This is a genomic window from Streptomyces sp. NPDC032472 (assembly GCF_040636955.1).
GTDB lineage: Bacteria > Actinomycetota > Actinomycetes > Streptomycetales > Streptomycetaceae > Streptomyces.
In genome coordinates this window covers 1-19,813 of record NZ_JBEZVK010000090.1, presented here as the reverse complement: position 1 = coordinate 19,813, position 19,813 = coordinate 1, and the positions used below count along the sequence as shown (strand labels likewise).

Annotated in this window: 18 protein-coding genes and 1 pseudogene; 7 read left to right on the top strand and 12 right to left on the bottom strand. The window is 74.1% G+C overall.

Annotation, left to right across the window (positions count from 1 at the left end):
- Positions 1–262: 262 nt before the first annotated feature.
- Entirely contained in the window at positions 263–1,987 is a 1,725-nt protein-coding gene (polX, locus tag AB0F11_RS33790; protein ID WP_362182237.1) for a DNA polymerase/3'-5' exonuclease PolX, read from the bottom strand.
- Positions 1,988–2,102: 115 nt separating this feature from the next.
- On the opposite strand from polX, the pseudogene AB0F11_RS33785 reads away from it, so the two are divergent.
- The 3 genes and pseudogenes from AB0F11_RS33785 to AB0F11_RS33775 form a co-directional block, all read left to right on the top strand.
- A pseudogene (locus tag AB0F11_RS33785) lies at positions 2,103–2,705 on the top strand (NADP-dependent oxidoreductase); the annotation flags it as partial.
- Between the two features lie 93 nt (positions 2,706–2,798).
- A complete protein-coding gene (locus AB0F11_RS33780) occupies positions 2,799–3,917 on the top strand; it encodes a CapA family protein (protein ID WP_362182234.1) in 1,119 nt (372 codons plus the stop codon).
- Between the two features lie 84 nt (positions 3,918–4,001).
- A complete protein-coding gene (locus AB0F11_RS33775; protein WP_362182231.1) occupies positions 4,002–4,964 on the top strand; it encodes a nucleoside hydrolase in 963 nt (320 codons plus the stop codon).
- 73 nt (positions 4,965–5,037) lie between these two features.
- Here the strand turns inward: AB0F11_RS33775 and AB0F11_RS33770 are convergent, their stop codons facing one another.
- The 6 genes from AB0F11_RS33770 to AB0F11_RS33745 all read right to left on the bottom strand — a co-directional run bounded on the left by AB0F11_RS33770 (position 5,038) and on the right by AB0F11_RS33745 (position 8,787).
- Positions 5,038–5,724, bottom strand: coding sequence for an HAD-IA family hydrolase (locus AB0F11_RS33770; RefSeq protein ID WP_362182228.1), 687 nt, complete (start codon positions 5,722–5,724; stop codon positions 5,038–5,040).
- A 71-nt stretch (positions 5,725–5,795) separates the two neighbouring features.
- Positions 5,796–6,254 carry a hypothetical protein gene (locus AB0F11_RS33765; protein WP_362182226.1) on the bottom strand — a complete coding sequence of 153 codons (459 nt, stop codon included), beginning with the start codon at positions 6,252–6,254 and terminating at the stop codon, positions 5,796–5,798.
- Complete coding sequence (locus AB0F11_RS33760; RefSeq protein ID WP_362182223.1) at positions 6,227–7,513, bottom strand: serine/threonine-protein kinase; 1,287 nt, start codon at positions 7,511–7,513, stop codon at positions 6,227–6,229. Before AB0F11_RS33760 ends, AB0F11_RS33765 begins: the two co-directional genes overlap by 28 nt.
- Positions 7,510–7,698, bottom strand: a complete 189-nt coding sequence (locus AB0F11_RS33755) for a hypothetical protein (protein WP_362182221.1) — start codon at positions 7,696–7,698, stop codon at positions 7,510–7,512. The genes AB0F11_RS33760 and AB0F11_RS33755 overlap by 4 nt, the downstream gene beginning before the upstream one ends.
- A gap of 82 nt (positions 7,699–7,780) precedes the next feature.
- Positions 7,781–8,272, bottom strand: coding sequence for a Rieske (2Fe-2S) protein (locus AB0F11_RS33750; RefSeq protein ID WP_362182218.1), 492 nt, complete (start codon positions 8,270–8,272; stop codon positions 7,781–7,783).
- A gap of 137 nt (positions 8,273–8,409) precedes the next feature.
- A complete protein-coding gene (locus tag AB0F11_RS33745; protein ID WP_362182215.1) occupies positions 8,410–8,787 on the bottom strand; it encodes an STAS domain-containing protein in 378 nt (125 codons plus the stop codon).
- 185 nt (positions 8,788–8,972) lie between these two features.
- Here AB0F11_RS33745 and AB0F11_RS33740 point away from each other — a divergent pair, with 185 nt between their 5' ends.
- The 3 genes from AB0F11_RS33740 to AB0F11_RS33730 all read left to right on the top strand — a co-directional run bounded on the left by AB0F11_RS33740 (position 8,973) and on the right by AB0F11_RS33730 (position 12,985).
- Positions 8,973–10,367 carry an NADP-dependent succinic semialdehyde dehydrogenase gene (locus AB0F11_RS33740; protein ID WP_362182212.1) on the top strand — a complete coding sequence of 465 codons (1,395 nt, stop codon included), beginning with the start codon at positions 8,973–8,975 and terminating at the stop codon, positions 10,365–10,367.
- A 126-nt stretch (positions 10,368–10,493) separates the two neighbouring features.
- A complete protein-coding gene (locus AB0F11_RS33735) occupies positions 10,494–11,792 on the top strand; it encodes an MFS transporter (RefSeq protein ID WP_362182240.1) in 1,299 nt (432 codons plus the stop codon).
- Complete coding sequence (locus tag AB0F11_RS33730) at positions 11,789–12,985, top strand: anhydro-N-acetylmuramic acid kinase (RefSeq protein ID WP_362182209.1); 1,197 nt, start codon at positions 11,789–11,791, stop codon at positions 12,983–12,985. The genes AB0F11_RS33735 and AB0F11_RS33730 overlap by 4 nt, the downstream gene beginning before the upstream one ends.
- Before the next feature lie 24 nt (positions 12,986–13,009).
- On the opposite strand, the gene AB0F11_RS33725 is transcribed toward AB0F11_RS33730, so the two are convergent.
- Complete coding sequence (locus tag AB0F11_RS33725; RefSeq protein ID WP_362182206.1) at positions 13,010–13,741, bottom strand: SOS response-associated peptidase; 732 nt, start codon at positions 13,739–13,741, stop codon at positions 13,010–13,012.
- Between the two features lie 359 nt (positions 13,742–14,100).
- Between AB0F11_RS33725 and AB0F11_RS33720 the strand changes: the two genes are divergently transcribed.
- Entirely contained in the window at positions 14,101–14,625 is a 525-nt protein-coding gene (locus AB0F11_RS33720; protein ID WP_362182203.1) for a hypothetical protein, read from the top strand.
- A 19-nt stretch (positions 14,626–14,644) separates the two neighbouring features.
- On the opposite strand, the gene AB0F11_RS33715 is transcribed toward AB0F11_RS33720, so the two are convergent.
- The 4 genes from AB0F11_RS33715 to AB0F11_RS33700 all read right to left on the bottom strand — a co-directional run bounded on the left by AB0F11_RS33715 (position 14,645) and on the right by AB0F11_RS33700 (position 19,560).
- Positions 14,645–15,307 carry a hypothetical protein gene (locus tag AB0F11_RS33715; protein ID WP_362182200.1) on the bottom strand — a complete coding sequence of 221 codons (663 nt, stop codon included), beginning with the start codon at positions 15,305–15,307 and terminating at the stop codon, positions 14,645–14,647.
- Positions 15,308–15,473: 166 nt separating this feature from the next.
- The gene (locus tag AB0F11_RS33710; RefSeq protein ID WP_362182198.1) at positions 15,474–16,712 is read right to left on the bottom strand and encodes an FAD-dependent monooxygenase; all 1,239 of its coding nucleotides are present in this window, start codon (positions 16,710–16,712) and stop codon (positions 15,474–15,476) included.
- Between the two features lie 113 nt (positions 16,713–16,825).
- Positions 16,826–18,466 (bottom strand): phosphoglucomutase (alpha-D-glucose-1,6-bisphosphate-dependent), encoded by a 1,641-nt coding sequence (gene pgm, locus AB0F11_RS33705; RefSeq protein WP_362182195.1) that lies wholly within the window; start codon positions 18,464–18,466, stop codon positions 16,826–16,828.
- Between the two features lie 197 nt (positions 18,467–18,663).
- Complete coding sequence (locus AB0F11_RS33700; RefSeq protein WP_362182192.1) at positions 18,664–19,560, bottom strand: CHAD domain-containing protein; 897 nt, start codon at positions 19,558–19,560, stop codon at positions 18,664–18,666.
- Positions 19,561–19,813 lie beyond the last annotated feature (253 nt).

Below are 19,813 nucleotides of genomic sequence, written 5' to 3'. Positions count from 1 at the left end.
GGCGAGGCTGGATCTGCCGGACCCCGGCTGCGATGGCGGTGGCCGACGATGGTTCGCCATGGGCGTGCGACAGCCGTCGCAACCGCTGAGCACGCTCAGGCCGCGGGTCTCTACCGGCGTACGACCGTACTGGCTCCCGCGGCCGACGAGGCGGCGTGGGCCGCACCGACACGCCCAGGCCCCGGCTACGGGGCCGAAGAGGCGGCGTGGGCCGCACCGACACGCCCAGGCCCCGCGGGCGGGTTCGGCCACCGGGCCGGGGTCAGGTGCGCTTTGCTTGCAGGAAGCGCTGGAGGCGGGTCCACGGCCAGGCGTTGACGACGTCGTCCTTCGTCAACCAGCCGCGCTGCGCGGTGCCCACCCCGTACCGGAGGTACGGCAGGTGCACGGTGGCGTGGGCGTCGGAGTCCACCGCGAACTTCACCCCGTACCGCTTCGCCCGCAGGACGTCCTCGTCGCACAGGTCCAGCCGCTCCGGATGCGCGTTGATCTCCAGGGCGGTGCCGGTGCGCGCGCAGGCTTCGAAGACGGCGTCGAAGTCGGCGTCCACCCCCGGCCGCTTGCCGATGCGCCGGGTGGTGGGGTGGCCGATGACGGCGACGTACGGGTTCTCGCAGGCCCGCAGGATCCGCGCGGTCATGGCCTGCCGGCTCTGGCCGAAGTGGGAGTGCACCGAGGCCACGCACAGGTCGAAGTCCGCGAGGAAGTCGTCCGGCCAGTCCAGGCCCCCGTCCGGGCCGATGTTGAGCTCGGTGCCGTGCAGCAGCCGCATCCCGCGCACGGTGCGGTCCAGGGCGCGGACCTGCGCGCGCTGCGCGAGGATCTTCTCCTTGGTCATGCGCTGCATGGACAGGTCGGGGGCGTGGTCGGTCACCGCGTAGTACGCGTACCCGCGGGCGGCAGCGGCGGCCACCATGTCCTCCAGCGAGGCGAGCCCGTCGGTGAGGTCGGTGTGGGTGTGCAGGTCGCCCCTGATGTCGCGCTCGGTCAGCAGCTCGGGCAGCTCGTCGCGCAGGCCGGCCGCGATCTCCCCGCGGTCCTCGCGCAGGGTCGGCGGGATCCAGGGCAGGCCGAGCCGGGCGTAGACCTCCTCCTCCGTCTCGGAGGCGAGGCTGTCGCCGCTCTCGGCGTCGAAGAGCCCGTACTCGGACAGCTTCAGGCCGTGGCGGACGGCCAGCTCCCGGGTGCGGATGTTGTGGGCCTTGGAGCCGGTGAAGTACTGCAGTCCCGCGCCCCAGGAGGCGGGCGGCAGCACCCGCAGATCGACCTGGAGGCCGGAGGCCGTGCGGACGGAGGTCTTCTTGGCCCCGTGCGCGATGACCTCGGCGGTGTGCGCGAGGCGGGTGAGGGCCGTCATGAACGGCGCCGAGCCGTCGGCCGCGACCAGGATGTCGATGTCCCCGATGGTCTCGCGCATGCGGCGCAGCGAGCCGGCGTACGTGCACCGCACGCATCCGGGGATCCGCTCCATCTCGCCGACGATCTCCTCGGCGAGCTCCATGGCGGCGTCGAGGAGGATCCGGTCGCCGGACTGCCGGAGCAGGGCGATGCCGTGGAGGATGGCCTGTTCGGTGCGCTCGCCGAAGCCCTTCAGGTCGCGCAGCCGCTCCTGGTCGATCGCGGCCTCCAGCTCCGGTACGGAGGAGATGCCGAGCTCCCGGTGGAGCACGAGGGCCTTGCGGGGGCCGAGGCCGGGGATGCGGGTGAGTTCGCGCACTCCGGCCGGGACGGCGGACCGGGAGGCGTCGATGTCGGGGACGTGCCCGGTCCGCAGGTACTCCACGACCTTGTCCGCGATGGACTTGCCGACGTTCGGGATCTCCCGCAGGCCCTTGGCGTCGAGCCGGGCGATGTCGACAGGGTGGCCGCCGATGGCGCGGGCGGCCTTCTCGTACGCGCGTGCTTTGAAGGCGTCCGCGCCGCTGATGGCGATCAGTTCGGCGTACTCCCGGAGCAGCGCCTCCACCTCTTCGTTGGCCCGGCTCATACCTCCAGGGTGCTCCCGGGCCGCTCTGCGGGCGCGTTCGTCCTGACGCCGGTCCCCCGTTCAGGGCGCCGCGGCCGCCTTGGCGCGGAAGGTCTGCCGGTAGGTCGCGGCCGCCGCCCTGCCGCTGGCCGGTCTGACGGCGTGGCAGGCCCTGGTCGACACCGCGGACGTGCAGCCCGGGCAGCGGGTGCTGGTGCACGCGGCGGCCGGCGGCGTCGGCCACCTCGCCGTCCAGATCGCCAAGGCCCGCGGCGCGTACGTGATCGGCACCGCCAGCGCCGCCAAGCACGGCTTCGTCCGTTCGCTCGGCGCGGACGAGGTCGTCGACTACCGCACGGCCGACTTCGCCGAGACCGTGACCGGCGTGGACGTGGTCCTCGACACCATCGGTGGCGCGTACGGGCCGCGCTCGCTGCGGACCCTGCGCCCCGGCGGGCTCGTGGTCTCGCTCGCCTCCCCGGCCGAGGCCGCGCTCGCCGACGAGGCCGCCCGGCACGGCGTCCGGGCCGTGTTCCTGGCCGTGGAGGCCGACCACGCGGGCATGCGGGCCCTCGCCGACCTCGCCGAACGCGGTGCGCTGCGCCCGCACATCGCGGAGGTGCTGCCGCTCGCGCAGGCGGGCAGGGCGGACGAGCTCTCCCAGTCCGGCCGCACCAGCGGCAAGATCGTCCTGACCACCGCAGCACACCGCCCGGCCACCGGAGGAGACCCGCGCTGACGACGTACGTACCGGTCCCCGGCGCGTGGCACGGCGCCGGGACCTTCGAGCCCCTCGCCCGCGCCCTGCGGGTCGGCGGCCTAGGCTGGGGGCATGGCCGGCAGTGCCGTCGCGGTCTTCCTGTGCGGTGACGTCATGCTGGGGCGCGGCGTCGACCAGATCCTGCCGCATCCGGGCGATCCGGAGCTGCGGGAGGGGTACGTCAAGGACGCCCGCGACTACGTGGAGCTGGCGGAGGCGGCGGGCGGCGTGCTGCCGCCCCTGCCCGTGGGCTTCGACTGGCCGTGGGGGGACGCCCTCGCGGCGCTCGATGAGGCCGCGCCCGACGCGCGGGTGGTCAACCTGGAGACCAGCGTGACGCGCAGCGGCGATTTCGCCCCCGGCAAGGCGGTGCACTACCGCATGAACCCCGAGAACCTGCCCTGTCTGGCGGCCGTCCGCCCCGACGTCTGCGTGCTGGCCAACAACCACGTCCTGGACTTCGGCCGGCGCGGGCTGCGCGAAACGCTTCGTACGCTGGCGCGGGCGGGCCTGGTGACGGCCGGGGCGGGGCAGCACGCCGAGGCGGCGGCCCGGCCGGCCGCCGTGCCCCTGGCGGGCGGCGGCCGGCTGCTGGTCTACTCCTTCGGAATGCCGTGCAGCGGGGTCCCGCCCGACTGGGCCGCGACCCCCGACCGCGCGGGCGTGGCATACGTCGGCGACCCGGCCGGGGCCGCCGCCCGCGGGGTCGCGGCACGGGTACGGGAGGAGAAGCGGCCCGGCGACATCGCGGTGGCCTCCGTCCACTGGGGTTCCAACTGGGGGTACGAGGTCCCGGGCGACCGGGTCGCCTTCGGCCGTGCCCTGGTCGACGCCGGTGTGGACATCGTGCACGGCCATTCCTCGCACCACCCGCGGCCGCTGGAGCTGTACCGGGGCAGGCTGATCCTGTACGGCTGCGGGGACTTCATCGACGACTACGAGGGCATCAGCGGCTACGAGCGCTACCGCGACGACCTGCGCCTGCTGTACCTGGTCTCGGTGGACCCGGACTCCGGGCGGCTGCGCGGCCTGCGGATCACGGTGTTCCAGGCCCGGGCGCTGCGGCTGCGGCACGCCTCGCCCGAGGACGCCTCCTGGGTCCGGGAGCTCCTCGGCCGGATCGGCTCGGGCCTGAACGAACGGCCCGACAGCGCCGACCCACCGGACACCTGGACCCTCGTACCGACCTGAAACGCCCCTACCGCGGCGTTCTGGCCCCCTGCGTCGCGCGGCGGCACACTGAGCGGTACCGGCTCCGCAGACCGAGGAGTGTTCGTGCCCGTACCGCCCGCGCCGCCCGTACCGATCGTCATCGACTGCGACCCGGGGCACGACGACGCCCTCGCGATCATGTTGGCGGCGGGTGATCCGGCCGTGGATCTCCTCGCGATCACCACGGTCGCCGGCAACCAGACGCTCGCCAAGACGACCCTGAACGCCCGCCGCGTCTGCACGGTCGCCGGAATCACCGGCGTGCCGGTCGCGGCGGGCTGCGACCGGCCGCTCGTCCAGCCGCTGGCCGTGGCGGACGACGTGCACGGCGTGTCCGGGCTCGACGGGCCGCGGTTCCCCGAGCCCTCGGTCGACGTGGCGCCCGAGCACGCCGTGGACCTGATCCACCGGATCCTGCGGGACCACCCGGAGCCGGTCACCCTCGTGCCCACCGCACCGCTGACCAACATCGCGCTGCTGCTGACCCGTTACCCCGAGGACGCGGCCCTGATCCGCGAGATCGTCCTCATGGGGGGCTCCACGGAGCGCGGGAACCGGTCCCCGGCGGCCGAGTTCAACGTCCAGGCCGATCCGGAGGCCGCGGACATCGTCTTCCGCAGCGGTGTCCCGCTGACCATGTGCGGGCTCAACGTCACCCACCAGGCGCTCGCCACGGCCGAGGTGCTGGCCCGCTTCACCGGCCTGGGCACCGAGCTCGGGCGGATCTGTGCCGATCTGCTGACGTACTTCGCCTCGACCTACCGCGAGTTGTGGGGCTTCCCGGACCCGCCGCTGCACGATCCCGTGGCCGTGGCCAGGGTGATCGACCCGGGGATCGTGGGCTGCGTGGAGGCCAATGTGGTCGTGGAGCTCCAGGGCCGCTACACGCGCGGCGCGACCGTCGTCGACCTGCACGGACGCACGGACCGGCCGGTGAACGCGCGGGTGGCGACGACCTTGGACGCCGACCTGTTCTGGGACCGGGTCGTCGCCGCCGTCTCCGTACTCGGCCGCCGCGCGCACTGAGGCTCGTCCCACAGAGGTCGTGCAGTCGCCGCTGAACGGCTCAGCCGGTACGGCGCCATTCGCCACAGCGAGATCACTCCACTGCTGCTGCCCCCTCCAGCCGGTCAGGGAGGGATCCCGAAGCGAAGGCGAGGATGTCGCCGACCGCTTCGCGCAAGGTACCGAAGTGGCGATGCACGCCGTCCACCGCTGCGGGGGTGTTGACGCCCCACACCGTCATCCCCGCACGCAGCCCAGCCTGCACCCCAGAGGGGGCGTCCTCGATGACCAGGCAGTCCTTCGGCTGGGCACCAAGCCGTGCGGCTGCCTGCAGATACGGCACCGGCGACGGCTTGCCTTCCTCCACGGCGGCCGCGTCCACCACGACCTCTGGGACCGGCAAGTCCGTCCGTGCGAAACGGCCACGCACTCGGTGCTCATAGTTGGACGTAACCAGCGCCCAGGTCCCGGGCTGCAAAGCGTTGAGCAGTTCCGAGGCACCGTCGAAAGCCGCATAGGCCCCGGTGCGGACGTCCTCGTCCTCCAACTCGTGCAACGCGGCAAGGCACTTTTGCGGATCCTGGTCCGGAGCGATCTGCGCGAAGGTCTCCATCGGCCGGGTTCGCAGCGCCACTCGATGGACCTCATCAGGGTCCAGCCCGTATCGCTTTGCCCACGTTCGCCAGACCAGGCGCTGATTGTCCAGGGCATCGATCAACGTGCCATCGACATCAAACAGGACGTACCTCACGGCACCAGACGGGCGGGGTTCACCGATCACGTGCCGATCATGCCATCAGGCCCCGAACAGCCAGTTTGCGGGACCGCCCTTGGGCACGGTACCGAAGGAGCTCAGAGCACCTTGAGGCACAACGTCACGGTGCCGTGGAGGGCTTGGACCGAGCTCGTGTTGCACTGGTCGCGCTTGTTGGGGCCGAGGATCCGGGAAATCTGCACGAGGTGGTCGCGGCCGGAGGGGATGCGGGAGTCGGCGCAGTTCCAGCCTTCCAGCAAGTGGATGGTGTCCAGCTTGCCGCCATTGCCGTCGCCGAGCACGCAGTCGCCGACACGGAATTGGCGGTCGATGCACAGGGTGATGTCAGGGGAGCCGCCGTGGTGGACCCATTCTGCACTGCCTCCGTTGGGAGGGCCTGGGCACTCAGTGCCGGTGGGCACCACCTTGGTGACTCGGTAGTACGCGTTCCACGCGTCGCAGGGCACCGTGTTCGGCTTGAAGGTGTCGTTCGGCTGGCTGAGGGTGAAGTCACCCGGGGCTCCGTCTCCTACGTGGAAGCAGTCGCCCTCCCGCACCGCCGCGAAAGCCTGGCTGACGGCGTCCGGGGTGGGGCTGGGCGTGGGCGTCGCCGTGGGGCTGGGTGTGGGGCTGGGTGTCGGGCTGGGGCTCGCGGGGGGGGAGAGGGGGTGGGGCTGAGAGTGGTGGTGGAGCCTGACCTGGCGGCGGCCTGCCGGTGGGAGAAGGAGGGCAGGCCGGCGAAGTCGAGGGCGGCGAGCAGGCCGAGGACGAGGACGAGGACCACGCACGCGACGCCGATCCATGCGGGGTTGGGGCCGAAGCGCCTTCGTTGTGGGGACGATTCGTTGGGACGGCCGTTGCCGGGACCTCCCGGCGTCCTCCCCTCGCTGGGACCGGGATCAGAAGGAGGCGGCGGTAACGGGGCCGGCAGGGGCTGCACTTTGCGTTCGGCGATCATCGTCGTGACCGGCGCGGGGAGCCATGGGACGGCCGTCTGGGCGGAGTTGGTGAGTTCCCTGATGATGTCGGCCACCTCGGGGCGGTCCCCGGGGCTCTTGGCCAGGCAGCGGTGCACCAGATCCGCCAGGTGGGCGGGCAGGCCGGTCAGGTCGGGTACGTCGTGGACGATGCGGTAGACGATCGCTTCGGCCGAACCAGTGCCGAACGGGCTACGGCCGGTGGCGGCGAAGGCCAGGACGAGTCCGAGGGAGAACACGTCGCTGGGTGGGCCTGTCTTGTGGCCGCGTGCCTGCTCCGGGGACATGAACGACGGGGTGCCGACCACTGCGCGGGAGAGGGTGGGGGATGTGGCGTCCAGTGTGCGGGTGATGCCGAAGTCGATGACGCGGGGGCCGTCGGCGGCCAGGATCACGTTGGAGGGTTTGAGGTCGCGGTGCACCAGGTTGCAGGCATGGATCGCACGGAGCCCCTCGGCCAGTCCCGCTCCCAGCACGGCGATCCCCTCCGCGGGCAGCGGGCCGTGCGCCTCGACGGCCTGGTGCAGGGACGGGCCGGGTATATAGGCGGTGACCAGCCACGGCGGGTCGGCATCGGGGTCAGCCTCGACCACCTGGGCGGTGTAGAACCCGCCGACCCGGCGGGCGGCCTCGACCTCCATGGCAAACCGGCGTCGAAATCCGGGATCGCCGGCCAGCTCGGGCCGCACCAGCTTGACCGCGACCGGGCGGCCGCCAGGAGAGCGCCCCAGGAACACCTGCCCCATCCCGCCACCGCCCAGCCGCCCCTCCAGCCGAAACTCGCCTACTGCGTGCGGATCACCCTGCCGCAGCGGCTTCGGCCAGACCGGGGAGTTCACCGCACCCCCGCATTCATGTCTTGGGCGCGTTCCGACACGCGGTAGACCGTCACCCGGCCGGGGTGGATGCGGTCCTCGGCGACACCGACGCCGACGCCGACGCCGACGCCGAGAAGGATGCTGCGCTGGGCGGTGCGGTTTTGTGTGTCGAGCGAATACTTGGCGTAGCCGATGGATTCGTTCACGCCGCGAGTGTACGAATAGCCCCCGTTTACCGTACAGATCGGGGAACGGGGGCTATCGACCAACCCGCTTTGCGGACACGCCTCAGCCGAGGGTGATGTTGTCCCCTCGGACGGTGATCTTGGCCGGGGCGAGCGGCCGGCTGGCGGGGCCGCCCGCGACCGAGCCGTCGGAGATCTTGAACAGGCTCTGGTGGCAGGGGCAGACGATGTTCTCGTCCTTCACCGAGCCCACCAGGCAGCCCTGGTGGGTACAGGTCGCCGAGAAGGCCTTGAACTGGCCCGCCGCGGGCTGGGTGACCACCACCTTCTGGTCCTTGAACACCTTGCCGCCGCCGACCGGGATGTCCGCGGTGCGTGCGAGGACCTGGCCGCCGCCGGGCGCCGCCGCTCCGCCGGTGGTGCCCGAGGGGTTGCCCTGGCCGCCGTTCTGCGCACCGCCCTGTGCGTCGTTCTGCGCACCCGAGGCGCCCGAGGCGTCCGAACCGCCGTCGGCGCCGCAGCCGCTCAGGGCGGCGCCCGCCAGTGTGGCGGCGCCCGCCGCGAGTACCGTGCGCCGGCGCGTCGTGTCGCCCATGACCGTGTCTCCTTCTCGTCCCGGAAGCGGACCGGGGCATCATGTGCACTCCCCGGTCTCAGGAGGAACACGCTAGGGCGCGGCAAACGGTTCGAAGCAGGGGTTGTCGAATTCGATCAAACCTTCCCGGCCGCGCGTCAGGCCAGGTCCTGCGGCAGCTCCGGGTGCACCGTGAAGAGGCCCATCGCCCCGGTGATCTCGAACATGCGGGCCACGGGCGGCCGCAGGCCGGCGAGCTCCAGGGTGGTGCCGGCCGCCTTGGCGTCCAGCCGGCCCTTCAACAGGATGTTGAGACCGGTCGAGTCGCAGAACATCAGCCCGGTGCAGTCGACGACGACCCGTTCGGCGCCGTCCTGGCCGAGGGCCTGCTCGAGCGCCCTGCGCAGCGGCTCCGGGCTGTCGTGGTCCAGCTCCCCCGCCGCGACCACGACGACGACGTCGCCGCGCCGGCGCAGCGTCGCGGTCAGTCCGGGCCCGTCGCCGCTGCCGTCCGTCCCGTACGCATCCACTGCCATGCGGTACTCCGGTTTTCGTTGCGGGCCTCTGCGGTCCCCTCCGCGACGATACTCCCCCGCCGCCCCCGCGCGCCGGACGGCGCGGCGCGGCGACCCGGCGGCTCCGCGGTGCGGGTCGCGTTGCGCGGGCCCGGCCCAGGGGGCAGGGTCGAGGAGGCGGTCCGGTCGACGAGGAGGAGCCGACGATGCCGATTGCCACGGTCAACCCCGCGACGGGCGAGACGGTACGCACCTTCGACGCGCTGGGGCCCGACGAGATCGAGCGGTGCCTCGCCGACGCCGCCCGGGCCTTCGCCTCGTACCGCACGACGGGCTTCGCCGAGCGGGCGACGCTGCTGAAGCGGGCCGCGGACCTGCTGGAGGCCGACAACGAGGCCATCGCCCGGACCATGACCCTCGAGATGGGCAAGCCGCTCGGTGCGGCCCGGGCCGAGGCCGCCAAATGCGTGAAGGCCATGCGCTGGTACGCCGACCGCGCCGCGGCGCTGCTCGCCGACGAGCATCCCGCCGACTCCGACGTCCGCGACAGCGGGGCCGCGGCCGTCCGGGCGCACTACCGGCCGCTCGGGGTGGTCCTCGCGGTGATGCCGTGGAACTTCCCGCTGTGGCAGGTGGTGCGGTTCGCTGCGCCCGCCCTGATGGCGGGCAACGTCGGGTTGCTCAAGCACGCCTCGAACGTGCCCCAGACGGCCGTCTACCTGGGCGAGCTCTTCGAGCGGGCGGGTTTCCCGCACGGCTGCTTCCAGACCCTGCTGATCGGTTCGGACGCCGTGGAGGCGGTGCTGCGCGACAAGCGGGTCGCCGCGGCGACGCTGACGGGCAGCGAGCCGGCCGGGCGGGCGGTCGCCTCGACGGCGGGCGACGAGGTGAAGAAGACGGTCCTGGAACTGGGCGGCAGCGACCCCTACATCGTGATGCCCTCGGCCGACATCGAGCAGGCCGCCAAGACGGCGATCACCGCGCGTGTGCAGAACAACGGGCAGTCCTGCATCGCGGCCAAGCGGTTCATCGTGCACGCCGACGTGTACGACGCGTTCGCGGAGCGGTTCACCGCCGGGATGAAGGCGCTCAGCATCGGCGACCCGATGCTGGAGTCCACCGACGTGGGCCCGCTCGCCACCGAGAAGGGCCGCGCCGACCTGGAGGAGCTCGTCGACGACGCGGTACGGGCCGGGGCGGACGTGCTGTGCGGCGGGCGGCGCCCGCCGGAGCTGCAGCAGGGCTGGTACTACGAGCCCACCGTGCTGGCCGGCATCACCGGGGACATGCGCATCGACCTGGAGGAGACCTTCGGGCCCGTCGCCACGCTGTACCGGGTGGCGGACCTCGACGAGGCCGTGGAGCGGGCCAACCACACGCCGTTCGGGCTCAGCTCGAACGTGTGGACGCGCAGCGACGAGGACATCGCGCGGTTCGTCCGCGACCTGCAGGCGGGCGGCATCTACATCAACGGCATGACCGCCTCGCACCCCGCCCTGCCGTTCGGAGGCGTCAAGCGCTCGGGCTACGGGCGCGAGCTGTCGGGGCACGGGATCCGCGAGTTCTGCAACGTCACCACGGTCTGGCAGGCACCGGCCTGACCCGGGCGGCCGCCGCCGAACTGCTGAACCCGGGCTCCGGCAGGCGTCGCAGCGCCGCCGAGGGGGCACGCAGCTCGGGTGAGACCTCTCGAAACGTCCGAAGCCTCCGAGGCGTCCGGAGCACCCCTGGCGGCGGGCGCGCGGCGGCCGGCCGGCTCCCGGCGGGCCCTGCTCGCCGCGTGCGTGGGCAACCTCGTCGAGTGGTACGAGTTCGGGGTGTACGGCTGCCTGGTCACGGTCCTGGCGGAGAACTTCTTCGCCTCCGGTGCGGCCGGGACGGGCGGAGCCGCCGCGCTGGTCGCGACGTACGCCTCCTTCGCGCTCGCCTTCTTCTTCCGGCCGGCCGGGGCCCTGCTGTTCGGGCGGCTCGGCGACCGGCTCGGCCGGCGCCCCGCCCTCGTCGCCTCCGTCACCGTCATGACGCTGGCCACCACGGCGATCGGGCTCCTGCCGACCCGGGCCGCGATCGGCGCGGCCGCGCCCGTGCTGCTGACGGTCCTGCGGGTGCTCCAGGGGCTCTCCGCGGGCGGCGAGTTCGGCGGTGCGGTCTCCGTCTTGACGGAGACCGCACCCGCGGGCCGGCGCGGCCGGCAGGGGGCCTTCCAGTCCTTCACCGTTGCGCTCGGCCTGCTCACCGGCGCCTCCACCGCCGCGGCGCTCGCGACGGTGCTGTCCGCGGACGCCCTGTACGGGTGGGGGTGGCGGGTGCCGTTCCTGCTGGCCCTGCCGCTGGGCGCGGTCGCGCTCTGGCTGCGTACGGGGCTGGTGGAGCCGGAAGCGCCCCCGCAGACCGTATCCGGCGCAGCGGCGGCCGTACCGCCGCCGCGTCCCGCGGAGCTCGTGCGCGCGGTGGTGCTGGGCATCGGCCGGGTCATGGGATGGTCGGCGGCCGGGTACGCCTTCCTCGTCGTGCTGCCGGCGCATCTGCAGGCGGCGCTCGGGGCGTCCGTACGGCAGGCGCTGCTCGCGACGGCGCTGGCGAACCTGGGCTTCGCGGCGTCGATCCTGCCGGCCGGGGCGCTCAGCGACCGGATCGGGCGGCGGCCCGTGATGCTGGGCGGCGCCCTGTCGGTGGTGCTGCTCGCCGTACCGCTGCTGCACCTGCTGGAGTCTGCGTCCGCCTCGCTGTGGGCCAAGGCGGGGGCGGTGCTGCTCGCGGGCGCGCTGGTCGGCCTGCTGGCCGGGCCCGGGCCGGCCATGCTCGCCGAGATGTTCCCCCGCTCGGTGCGCTGCACCGGCCTGGGCGTGGCGTACGCCCTGGCCAATGCGGTGTTCTCCGGCTGCGCGGGGCTCGTCATCACCACGCTGACCGCCCGGACGGGAGACACCGCCGTGCCCGCCTACTACGCCGCCGGCGCCTGCGCGCTGAGCACGCTCGCGCTGCTGACCCTGCGCGGCCACGACCACCGGGAGCCGCTGCGATGAGGGTGATCGGGCTGATGTCGGGGACCTCGTACGACGCCGTCGACGCCGCGGCGGCCGACCTGGAGCTCTCCGGGGCGGACGGCACGCTGCACCTGACCCCGCTGGGCATGGTCAGCGCCCCTTACCCAGCCGACGTACGGGAGGCGCTCGCCGCGGCCCTGCCGCCCGCGCAGACGACCCTGGCCGACGTGTGCCGCCTCGACACGCGGATCGGGCAGGCCTTCTCGGCGGCGGCGGCCCGCGCCGACCGGGAGCTGTGCGCCGGGCGGGCCGAGCTGGTCGCCTCGCACGGGCAAACGGTGTTCCACTGGGCCGAGGACGGGCGGGTGCACGGCACGCTCCAGCTGGGCGAGCCCGCCTGGATCGCCGAGGGCAGCGGCTGCCCCGTCGTCTCCGGGTTCCGGCCGCGCGACGTCGCGGCGGGCGGACAGGGCGCCCCGCTGGTGAGCCTGGTCGACCTGATGCTGCTGCGCGGGCGGCCCGGTGTGCCCGCCGCCCTGAACATCGGCGGGATCGCCAACCTGACGGTGCTGCCCGCCGCCGGCGAGCCGCTGGCGTTCGACACCGGGCCCGGGAACGCGCTGATGGACGCCGCGGTCCGGGAGGTGACCGGCGGGCGGCTCGCGTATGACGAGGGCGGTGCGATCGCCGCCGCGGGGCGGGTCCACGAGCCGCTGCTGCGGCGGCTGCTCGCGGAGCCCTACTACCGGCTGCCGGCGCCCCGGACCACCGGGAAGGAGCTGTTCCACGCGGGCTACCTGCGCGAGCACCTGGCCGACTGCGGCGACGGCACTCCGGCCCCGCAGGACCTCGTCGCGACCCTGACCCGGCTGACCGCCCGCACGGTGGCCGACGCGCTGCGGCCGTTGGGGGCCACGGAGGTGTTCGTGTCGGGCGGCGGCGTGCGCAACCCGGTGCTGATGGGGATGCTCCGCGACGAGCTGGCGTGGGCCACGGCCGTGCGCCCCTCGGAGGAGCTGGGGCTGCCGGCCGCGGCGAAGGAGGCGTACGCGTTCGCCGTCCTGGGCTACCTCACCCTCCACGGGCTGCCGGGCAACGCCCCGCGGTGCACGGGCGCCGGCGGGCCGCGCGTCCTGGGGTCGCTGACGCCGGGCTCCCGACCGCTGCGGCTGCCGGAGCCGCCGGTGCGCGCCCCGCACGCCCTGTCGGTGCGCGAGCCGGCGGGCGGGTGAGAGGCGCCCGGGGCGGGGTACGCGTCAGAGCGGGGCGGCGTCGAGGAGGTGGGGGCCGTTGTTGCGGACGCTGTTGACCGCGGTGGACACCGGGCGCACTTCGAGGCGGCCGCCGGCCGGGGTGTGGAGCAGGGCGCGCAGGGCGTGGACGTCCTGGTGGGCGGGGTCGAGCCAGGCCGCGTAGTCGTCGGGGTCCAGGGCAAGCGGCATCCGGGGGTGGATCCGGCCGGCCGCGTCCTCCGCTTCGGTGGTGATGATCGTGGCGGTGGCGAGCCAGGCAGCGGGGTCCTCGTCGTCGGCCACGGCCGGATCGCGCCAGAACTCGTACAGCCCCGCCATGGCCATCACCCCGGCGTTCTCGGGCGTGATGAAGTACGGCTGCTTGTAGGCCTTCGCCCCGGCGGTGGCGGGCACGGCCTGCCACTCGTAGAAGCCGTCGGCGGGCAGCAGACAGCGCCGCCGGGTGAAGGCCCGGCGGTAGGCCGGCTTCTCGTGGACCGTCTCCACCCGGGCGTTGATCATCCGGGCGCCGCCGGAGGCGTCCTTGGACCAGGAGGGGACCAGCCCCCACCGCAGGGGGCGCAGGCGCCGTTCGATGGCCCCGGTGTCGTGGTCCGGGCGCTCCAGGACGGCCCAGACCGGGTCGGTGGGGGCGACGTTCCAGCTGGGCGCGAGGGCCTCCCGTGGGTCCCATCCGGCCTCGAACAGGCCGGCCAGGTCCTCGGGGGCGCGGGATGAGGCGTACCGGCCGCACATGGCATCCACTGTGCCATCTCGGGGGGGCGTGATTCTCAGCCTCGCCGGCGTTTGAGGCGCGGGTCTGGGTCAGCGCCCCAGAAAACCCGGCTCCGCCGGGCACAGGGCACCGACAGCCGCAGCCGACGGCGGGCGGCCGGGGCCGGACCGGCGCCGCGGGCGCGGGGAACAAGGAGGGGTACGTGCCCGCAGCCACCGGGGCGGCCGCCCGGGCCGCTCACCGCAGGCGGTCGCCGTCTCCAGCGTAGGCCGCACCCGCCCCGCCCCGACACCCGTACGGGACCGCCGGACCGCCGGGAAGGCCCCCCGATCGCCCCTCCGAGCTGGCGCGGGGCACGGGCGCGGGCGAGCATCGCGGCATGGAAAGCACCTCGTTCACCGACATCGACGCCCTGGTCCGCGACGGCAAGGTCGTCATGTCCGCGGACGACGGCACGGTCGTCGCCGCGGTACAGGACGCACTGCGCGCCGGCCGCTCCGTGACCTTCTACCTCTCCCGGGCCCAGGCCGCGGCGGTCAAGGCCTGGTACTGGACGCCCCAGCGGGTCGAGAGCCGCGGCATGGAGCCGGTGTCCCGCGAGGAGCGGGAGCGGATCACCTCGGAGCTGGGGATCAAGGACATCGGGCCGGCCCACTCCAACCGCATCGCGTGCGAGTGCGGCGCGCAGTACGGGGCCTTCGAGTTCGTCGAGCAGGGCATCGCCGAGCACGGCCGGAAGGCCGTCGATGCCGTGCTGGACCTGGAGTACGCCTACGTCCTGCGGGTGAACCCGGTGACGCCCGCCGTCTGCTCCGTCTGCCGCACCACCGTGATCGTCGGCCACGAGTACGACATGGCGAGCAGGTACGGCTGCTCCCGCTCGGAGGGCAGTTTCCCCTTGTGAGCCTGCGGCGGGCCGCAAGCTAGGAGACGAACTCCTCGTCGCCGTAGCGCACCTTGGCGCTGTTCCAGTCGACGCCGAGCCGGGTCACGAAGCACTGGGCCAGCGGCAGTTCGGTGAGCGGGGCCACGAGGACGAGGCGGCCGTCGAGGGTCACCGACCCGCCGCCGAGCCGTTCCCGGGCCTCGGGATCGGCGAGCAAGGCCTCGCGCAGGCGGGCCGCGGAGACGCCGGCGGCTTCGATCTCGACCGCGTCGGTCTCCGGGGCGGTGCGCGGCAGGCAGCGGAAGGTCAGGACCGCCTCCTGGTCGTAACTCTTGCGGACGGTGTCGGCGAGCTGGTGCAGGCCGTCCGCGCCGACCCGGTTGACGTCGAACTTCCGGGAGCGCTCGTACGTGGTCTGCTGCAGGTCGCCGGACCAGAACACCCCGTCCAGCAGGGTCGAGCCGAGCGGAGTCGCGCCGTCGGTGCGGATGATCGTGCGGACCTCGCGGTCGAAGCCCCTCAGCCGGTCCTTCAGCCGTACGTCGTCCGGGTCCGTGATGAACGCCGTGTTGTTCGTCGCGAACAGCTCCGCTGCCACCGGGCAGTCGCGCGCCTCGGGAGCGGCCTGTGCGCTTCCCGCGCCCGCCGCCCCGAGGACCAGGACGCCGACCGCCACCAGGACACCCAGCCGTTGCTTCATCCCCGCACTCCCTGCCCGTCGCCGCACCATGACGGCGCTCACGCTACGGCCTGTGACGGGGCTTCAACCGCCGTGGCGCCGGCGTTGGCCGGAACGGGTGACGGGTGTGTCCGGTCGCGGTCGTGCGAGTGGTTCTGCCCGCGCGCCCCGCCGGGGGCGGGCGGGGCTACGGCCTGTTCATGGCCTGGCCGCCGATGTCGGCGACCCCCGCCAGCTGGCCCGTCCACCACGCCTGCGCCGCGCTGTGGTCCATCGACGCCCAGGCCGGGGTCTGCTCGACCTGGGCGCGGCCCAGCCGGCGCGCCAGCGCGACCAGGTCCCGGCCCGCGGGGCCGCGCGCCGCCTGGTACGCGGAGGTCAGCTCGGCCCAGGAGCCGGCGTCCCGCCAGGCGGTCTCGAAGGCGCTGGCGTCCTGGAGGGCCTTGGCGGCGCCGCTGGTGTTGTGCGGGCGGACCACGGTGGCCGCGTCTCCGGCGAGCAGCAGGCGCCCGGCGGCGATGCGTTCGGCGTCCAGGTCGTACAGGGGCTGGACGATGGTGTCCTGCGGCTCCGTCAGACGGAGCACCCCGGCCCAGTAGGGCGGGAACTGCCGCTCCAGCAGCTCGCCGAGGTGGGCCCGCAGTTCGTCGGTGACCCGGCCCGGCGGGAAGCTCGTCGGGTCGTCGTACGGCAGCCGGCCGGCCTGCGGCGGCGTGGCGTACAGGACCCAGTTGACCCGGAGGCCCTCCGGGCCGGGGATGCGGTAGACGACGCAGCTGCCGCCGGGGAAGCACACCGTGGTCACCGCGTCCGGGGACCAGTGCCCGGCGCCCGCCGCGGGGAGGCGGGCGGCGTCGAAGTTGCCGCGCCAGCAGACATATCCGGCGTACTGCGGGCGGGACTTCGGGGAGAGGGCCTCGCGCACCACCGAGCGGTAGCCGTCGGCGCCGACGACCAGGTCGTACCGTTCGACGCCGCCGTCCGCGAGCCGCACCTCGGCAGCGCCCTCGCCAGTGCCCTCGCCGCCGTCCGCGCCCGTCACCTCCGTCACGGCCGCGCCCTGCCGGTAGGCCACCGAGTCCGGCGTCGCCTCGCGCAGGCCCCGCCACAGCAGGCCCCAGTGGTAGGAGTGGAACGGGAAGGGCTGCTCCCAGAACGTCCGGCCGGCCGGTCCCGCCGCCTCGTCGCGGACCACCCAGGTGCGCCGGGCCAGCGGGTGCGCGGCGATCCCGGCGGGCAGGGCGCCGGTCGCGGTGAGTTCGGCGGCCCGCTCGTCGTGGATGCACAGTCCGACGCCGCGGTCGGCGAGCCGGCCGCGGGTGCGTTCCAGTACGAGCACCTCGTCGGCGCCCGCGCGCGCCGCCGCCGAGGCGAACGCACAGCCCGCGATGCTCCCTCCGACCACCGCGACCGTTCCGCCCCGCATGGCTGCTCCCTCCGCGCACTCGGTGTGGCCCGGTCCGCCACCTTACTGAGCGGGCCGGGCGCCGCGGGCGGATTCGTACGGAAGCCGCCGAAGTCGCCGGGGTCGCCGTCCCGTCAGCCGGCCAGGGCGGCCGACACGACCGACTGGGCCTCCTGCTGGACGCGGGTCAGGTGGTCGGCGCCGAGGAAGGACTCGGCGTAGATCTTGTACACGTCCTCGGTGCCGGAGGGGCGGGCCGCGAACCAGGCGTGCTCGGTGGTGACCTTGATGCCGCCGATCGCGGCCCCGTTGCCGGGGGCGTGGGTCAGTACGGAGGTGACCTGCTCCCCCGCCAGCGTGTCGGCCGTGACCTGCTCGGGCGAGAGCCGGCCGAGGACCGCCTTCTGCTCGCGGTCGGCGGGGGCGTCGATGCGGGCGTAGGCCGGCTCGCCGAACCGGGCGGTGAGGGCGGCGTACCGCTCGCTGGGAGTCTGCCCGGTGACGGCGAGCATCTCCGATGCCAGGAGGGCGAGGATGATGCCGTCCTTGTCGGTGGTCCACACCGAGCCGTCGCGGCGCAGGAACGATGCGCCGGCGGACTCCTCGCCGCCGAAGCCGAGCGTGCCCGCGGACAGGCCGTCGACGAACCACTTGAAGCCGACGGGCACCTCGACGAGCTCGCGGCCGAGGTCGGCGGCGACCCGGTCGATCATCCCGGAGGAGACCAGGGTCTTGCCGACGGCGGCGCCCTGGGGCCACTGGGCGCGGTGGCGGTAGAGGTAGTCGATCGCGGTGGCGAGGTAGTGGTTGGGGTTCATCAGTCCGCCGTCGGGCGTGACGATGCCGTGCCGGTCGGCGTCGGCGTCGTTGCCGGTGGCGATCTGGAACCGGTCCCGGCCCTCGATCAGCGAGGCCATGGCGTACGGGGAGGAGCAGTCCATGCGGATCTTGCCGTCCCAGTCCAGCGTCATGAACCGCCAGGTGGGGTCGGTGCTCGGGTTGACCACGGTCAGGTCGAGGCGGTGCTCCTCGGCGATCCGCTGCCAGTACGCCACGGAGGCGCCGCCGAGCGGGTCGGCGCCGATGCGCACGCCGGCGGTGCGTACGGCGTCCAGGTCGAGGACGGAGGGCAGGTCGCGCACGTAGGTGCCGAGGAAGTCGTACGTGCCGGTGGTCGCGGCGGCCCGGGCGCGGGTGTACGGGAGCCGGCGGACCTCCTTCAGGCCGCCGGTGATGATCTCGTTGGCGCGGTCCTGGATCCAGCCGGTGGCGTCGGAGCCGGCCGGTCCGCCGGACGGCGGGTTGTACTTGAAGCCGCCGTCCGCGGGCGGATTGTGCGAGGGGGTGACGACCACGCCGTCGGCCAGGCCGGAGGAGCGGCCGCGGTTGTGGGTGAGGATGGCGTGCGAGACGGCCGGGGTGGGGGTGTAGCCGTCGGCGGCGTCGACGAGGACGGTGACGCCGTTGGCGGCGAAGACCTCCAGGGCGGTCACCCGGGCCGGTTCGGACAGCGCGTGGGTGTCCGCGCCGAGGAACAGCGGGCCGTCGATGCCCTGTCCGGCCCGGTACTCGCAGATCGCCTGGCTGGTCGCGGCGATGTGGTCCTCGTTGAAGGCGGTCGCCAGGGAGGACCCGCGGTGGCCGGACGTGCCGAAGGCGACGCGCTGGGCCGGGTCCGCCGGGTCCGGGTGAAGGGCGTAGTACGCGGTGACGAGCCGTGCGACGTCGATCAGGTCGTCCGGGCCCGCCTGCTGCCCTGCTCGTTCGTTCGGCATGCGCCGGCTCCTCCGTACTGGTCCAAAGAACAACACTGGTCATTGTGTCGTCCCGGGATCCGGGCCGCACAGGTGGCCCCCCGGTCACGTGCGGCCCCGCGATGGCTCTGCGGTGGCCCCGCGGTGGGCCCGCGGGTGCACCGCGCGGGTGGCCCCGCGGGGTGCACCCGTGCGGTGGCGTCCGCCCCGGGGGCGGCTCAGCCGCCGGGGCGCAGGGCGGAGAGCTCGCGGTGCAGTGCGGAGAGGCGGCCCTCGACCGAGGCCGCCGCGGACCGTTCCCAGTCCGTCAGGTCGCGCAGGGCGTCGCGCACTTCCCGGTCGGGGGCCTCGGCCGGCCAGGCCTCGACCGTGCGGCGGCACACGGTGCTGTCCTGGTGCTCGCCCAGCAGGTCGTGGAGGGCGCCGAGGCCGCGCAGGGGGTGGCGCAGCAGGTCCGGGTAGGCGCGGGCGACGCTGCGGCCGGTGTCCAGGACCGGTTTGGCGGCCTTGCGGACCTCGTGCAGTTCGTCCGCCCGGGTCTCGGGGTCCGCGACGGCCGCGGCGGAGGCGAAGGCGTCCAGCAGCGGCTGCCAGGCCGCGCAGAACCAGCCGTGCAGGCGGGTGGCGGCGTCGGCGGCCACGGGGGTGTCGGCCTTCGCGTCGAGTGCGGCGACGAGCGAGCCGTAGCGGGGGCCGTCGAGGACGAGCAGCAGCTCGCATCGCGCCGGGCCGCGCAGCCCTTCGATGCGCCGGACGGCCCAGTGGGCCGGGCGGCCCCGCATCGCGGGGTGCGAGGCCACCCGGTGGGCGGTCTCGTCGAGGTGGCGGACCACGCCCAGGTGCGCGTTGAGCCAGGTGAACTCCCCCGACAGGCCGCCGGGTTCCGCGGCGGGCTCCGGGTGGTCGGGCTCGCGGTACTCGGGCTCGCGGCCCGCCTCGGCGGCGTCCAGCGTGTGCCATACGCTGCGCAGGCGGCGCGAGGCGGTTCGCATGGCCTTCACCGCGCCGGGCCGGTCCCTGCGGACGAGGGGCTCGCGCGAGACGAGCCGGTCCCGCTCCCGCTGCACGTACGCGCCGACGGCCGTCGCGGCCTCCACCCTCATCAGGGTTCCCATCAGCGTTTCCCTCCCCCAGGTGACGTGCGCGCCCGCCGGTCGGGCCGGAGCCGCCCATGGTGGGCACGGTCTACCCCGGAGGCGGCGTGCTGAACGCGGGGCGCGGGCAGTGCCTCCGAACGGGTCACGGCGCCGCCACGGGAGTGGCGTCCGGTGCGGGAGGGACGTCTGCTGCGGCAACGACGGCCGCCGCGGCGCAGCCGTTCCCCGTCCCGGCCGGCCCCGGGCGCCGCCCGGCCGGGACCAGGCGCCG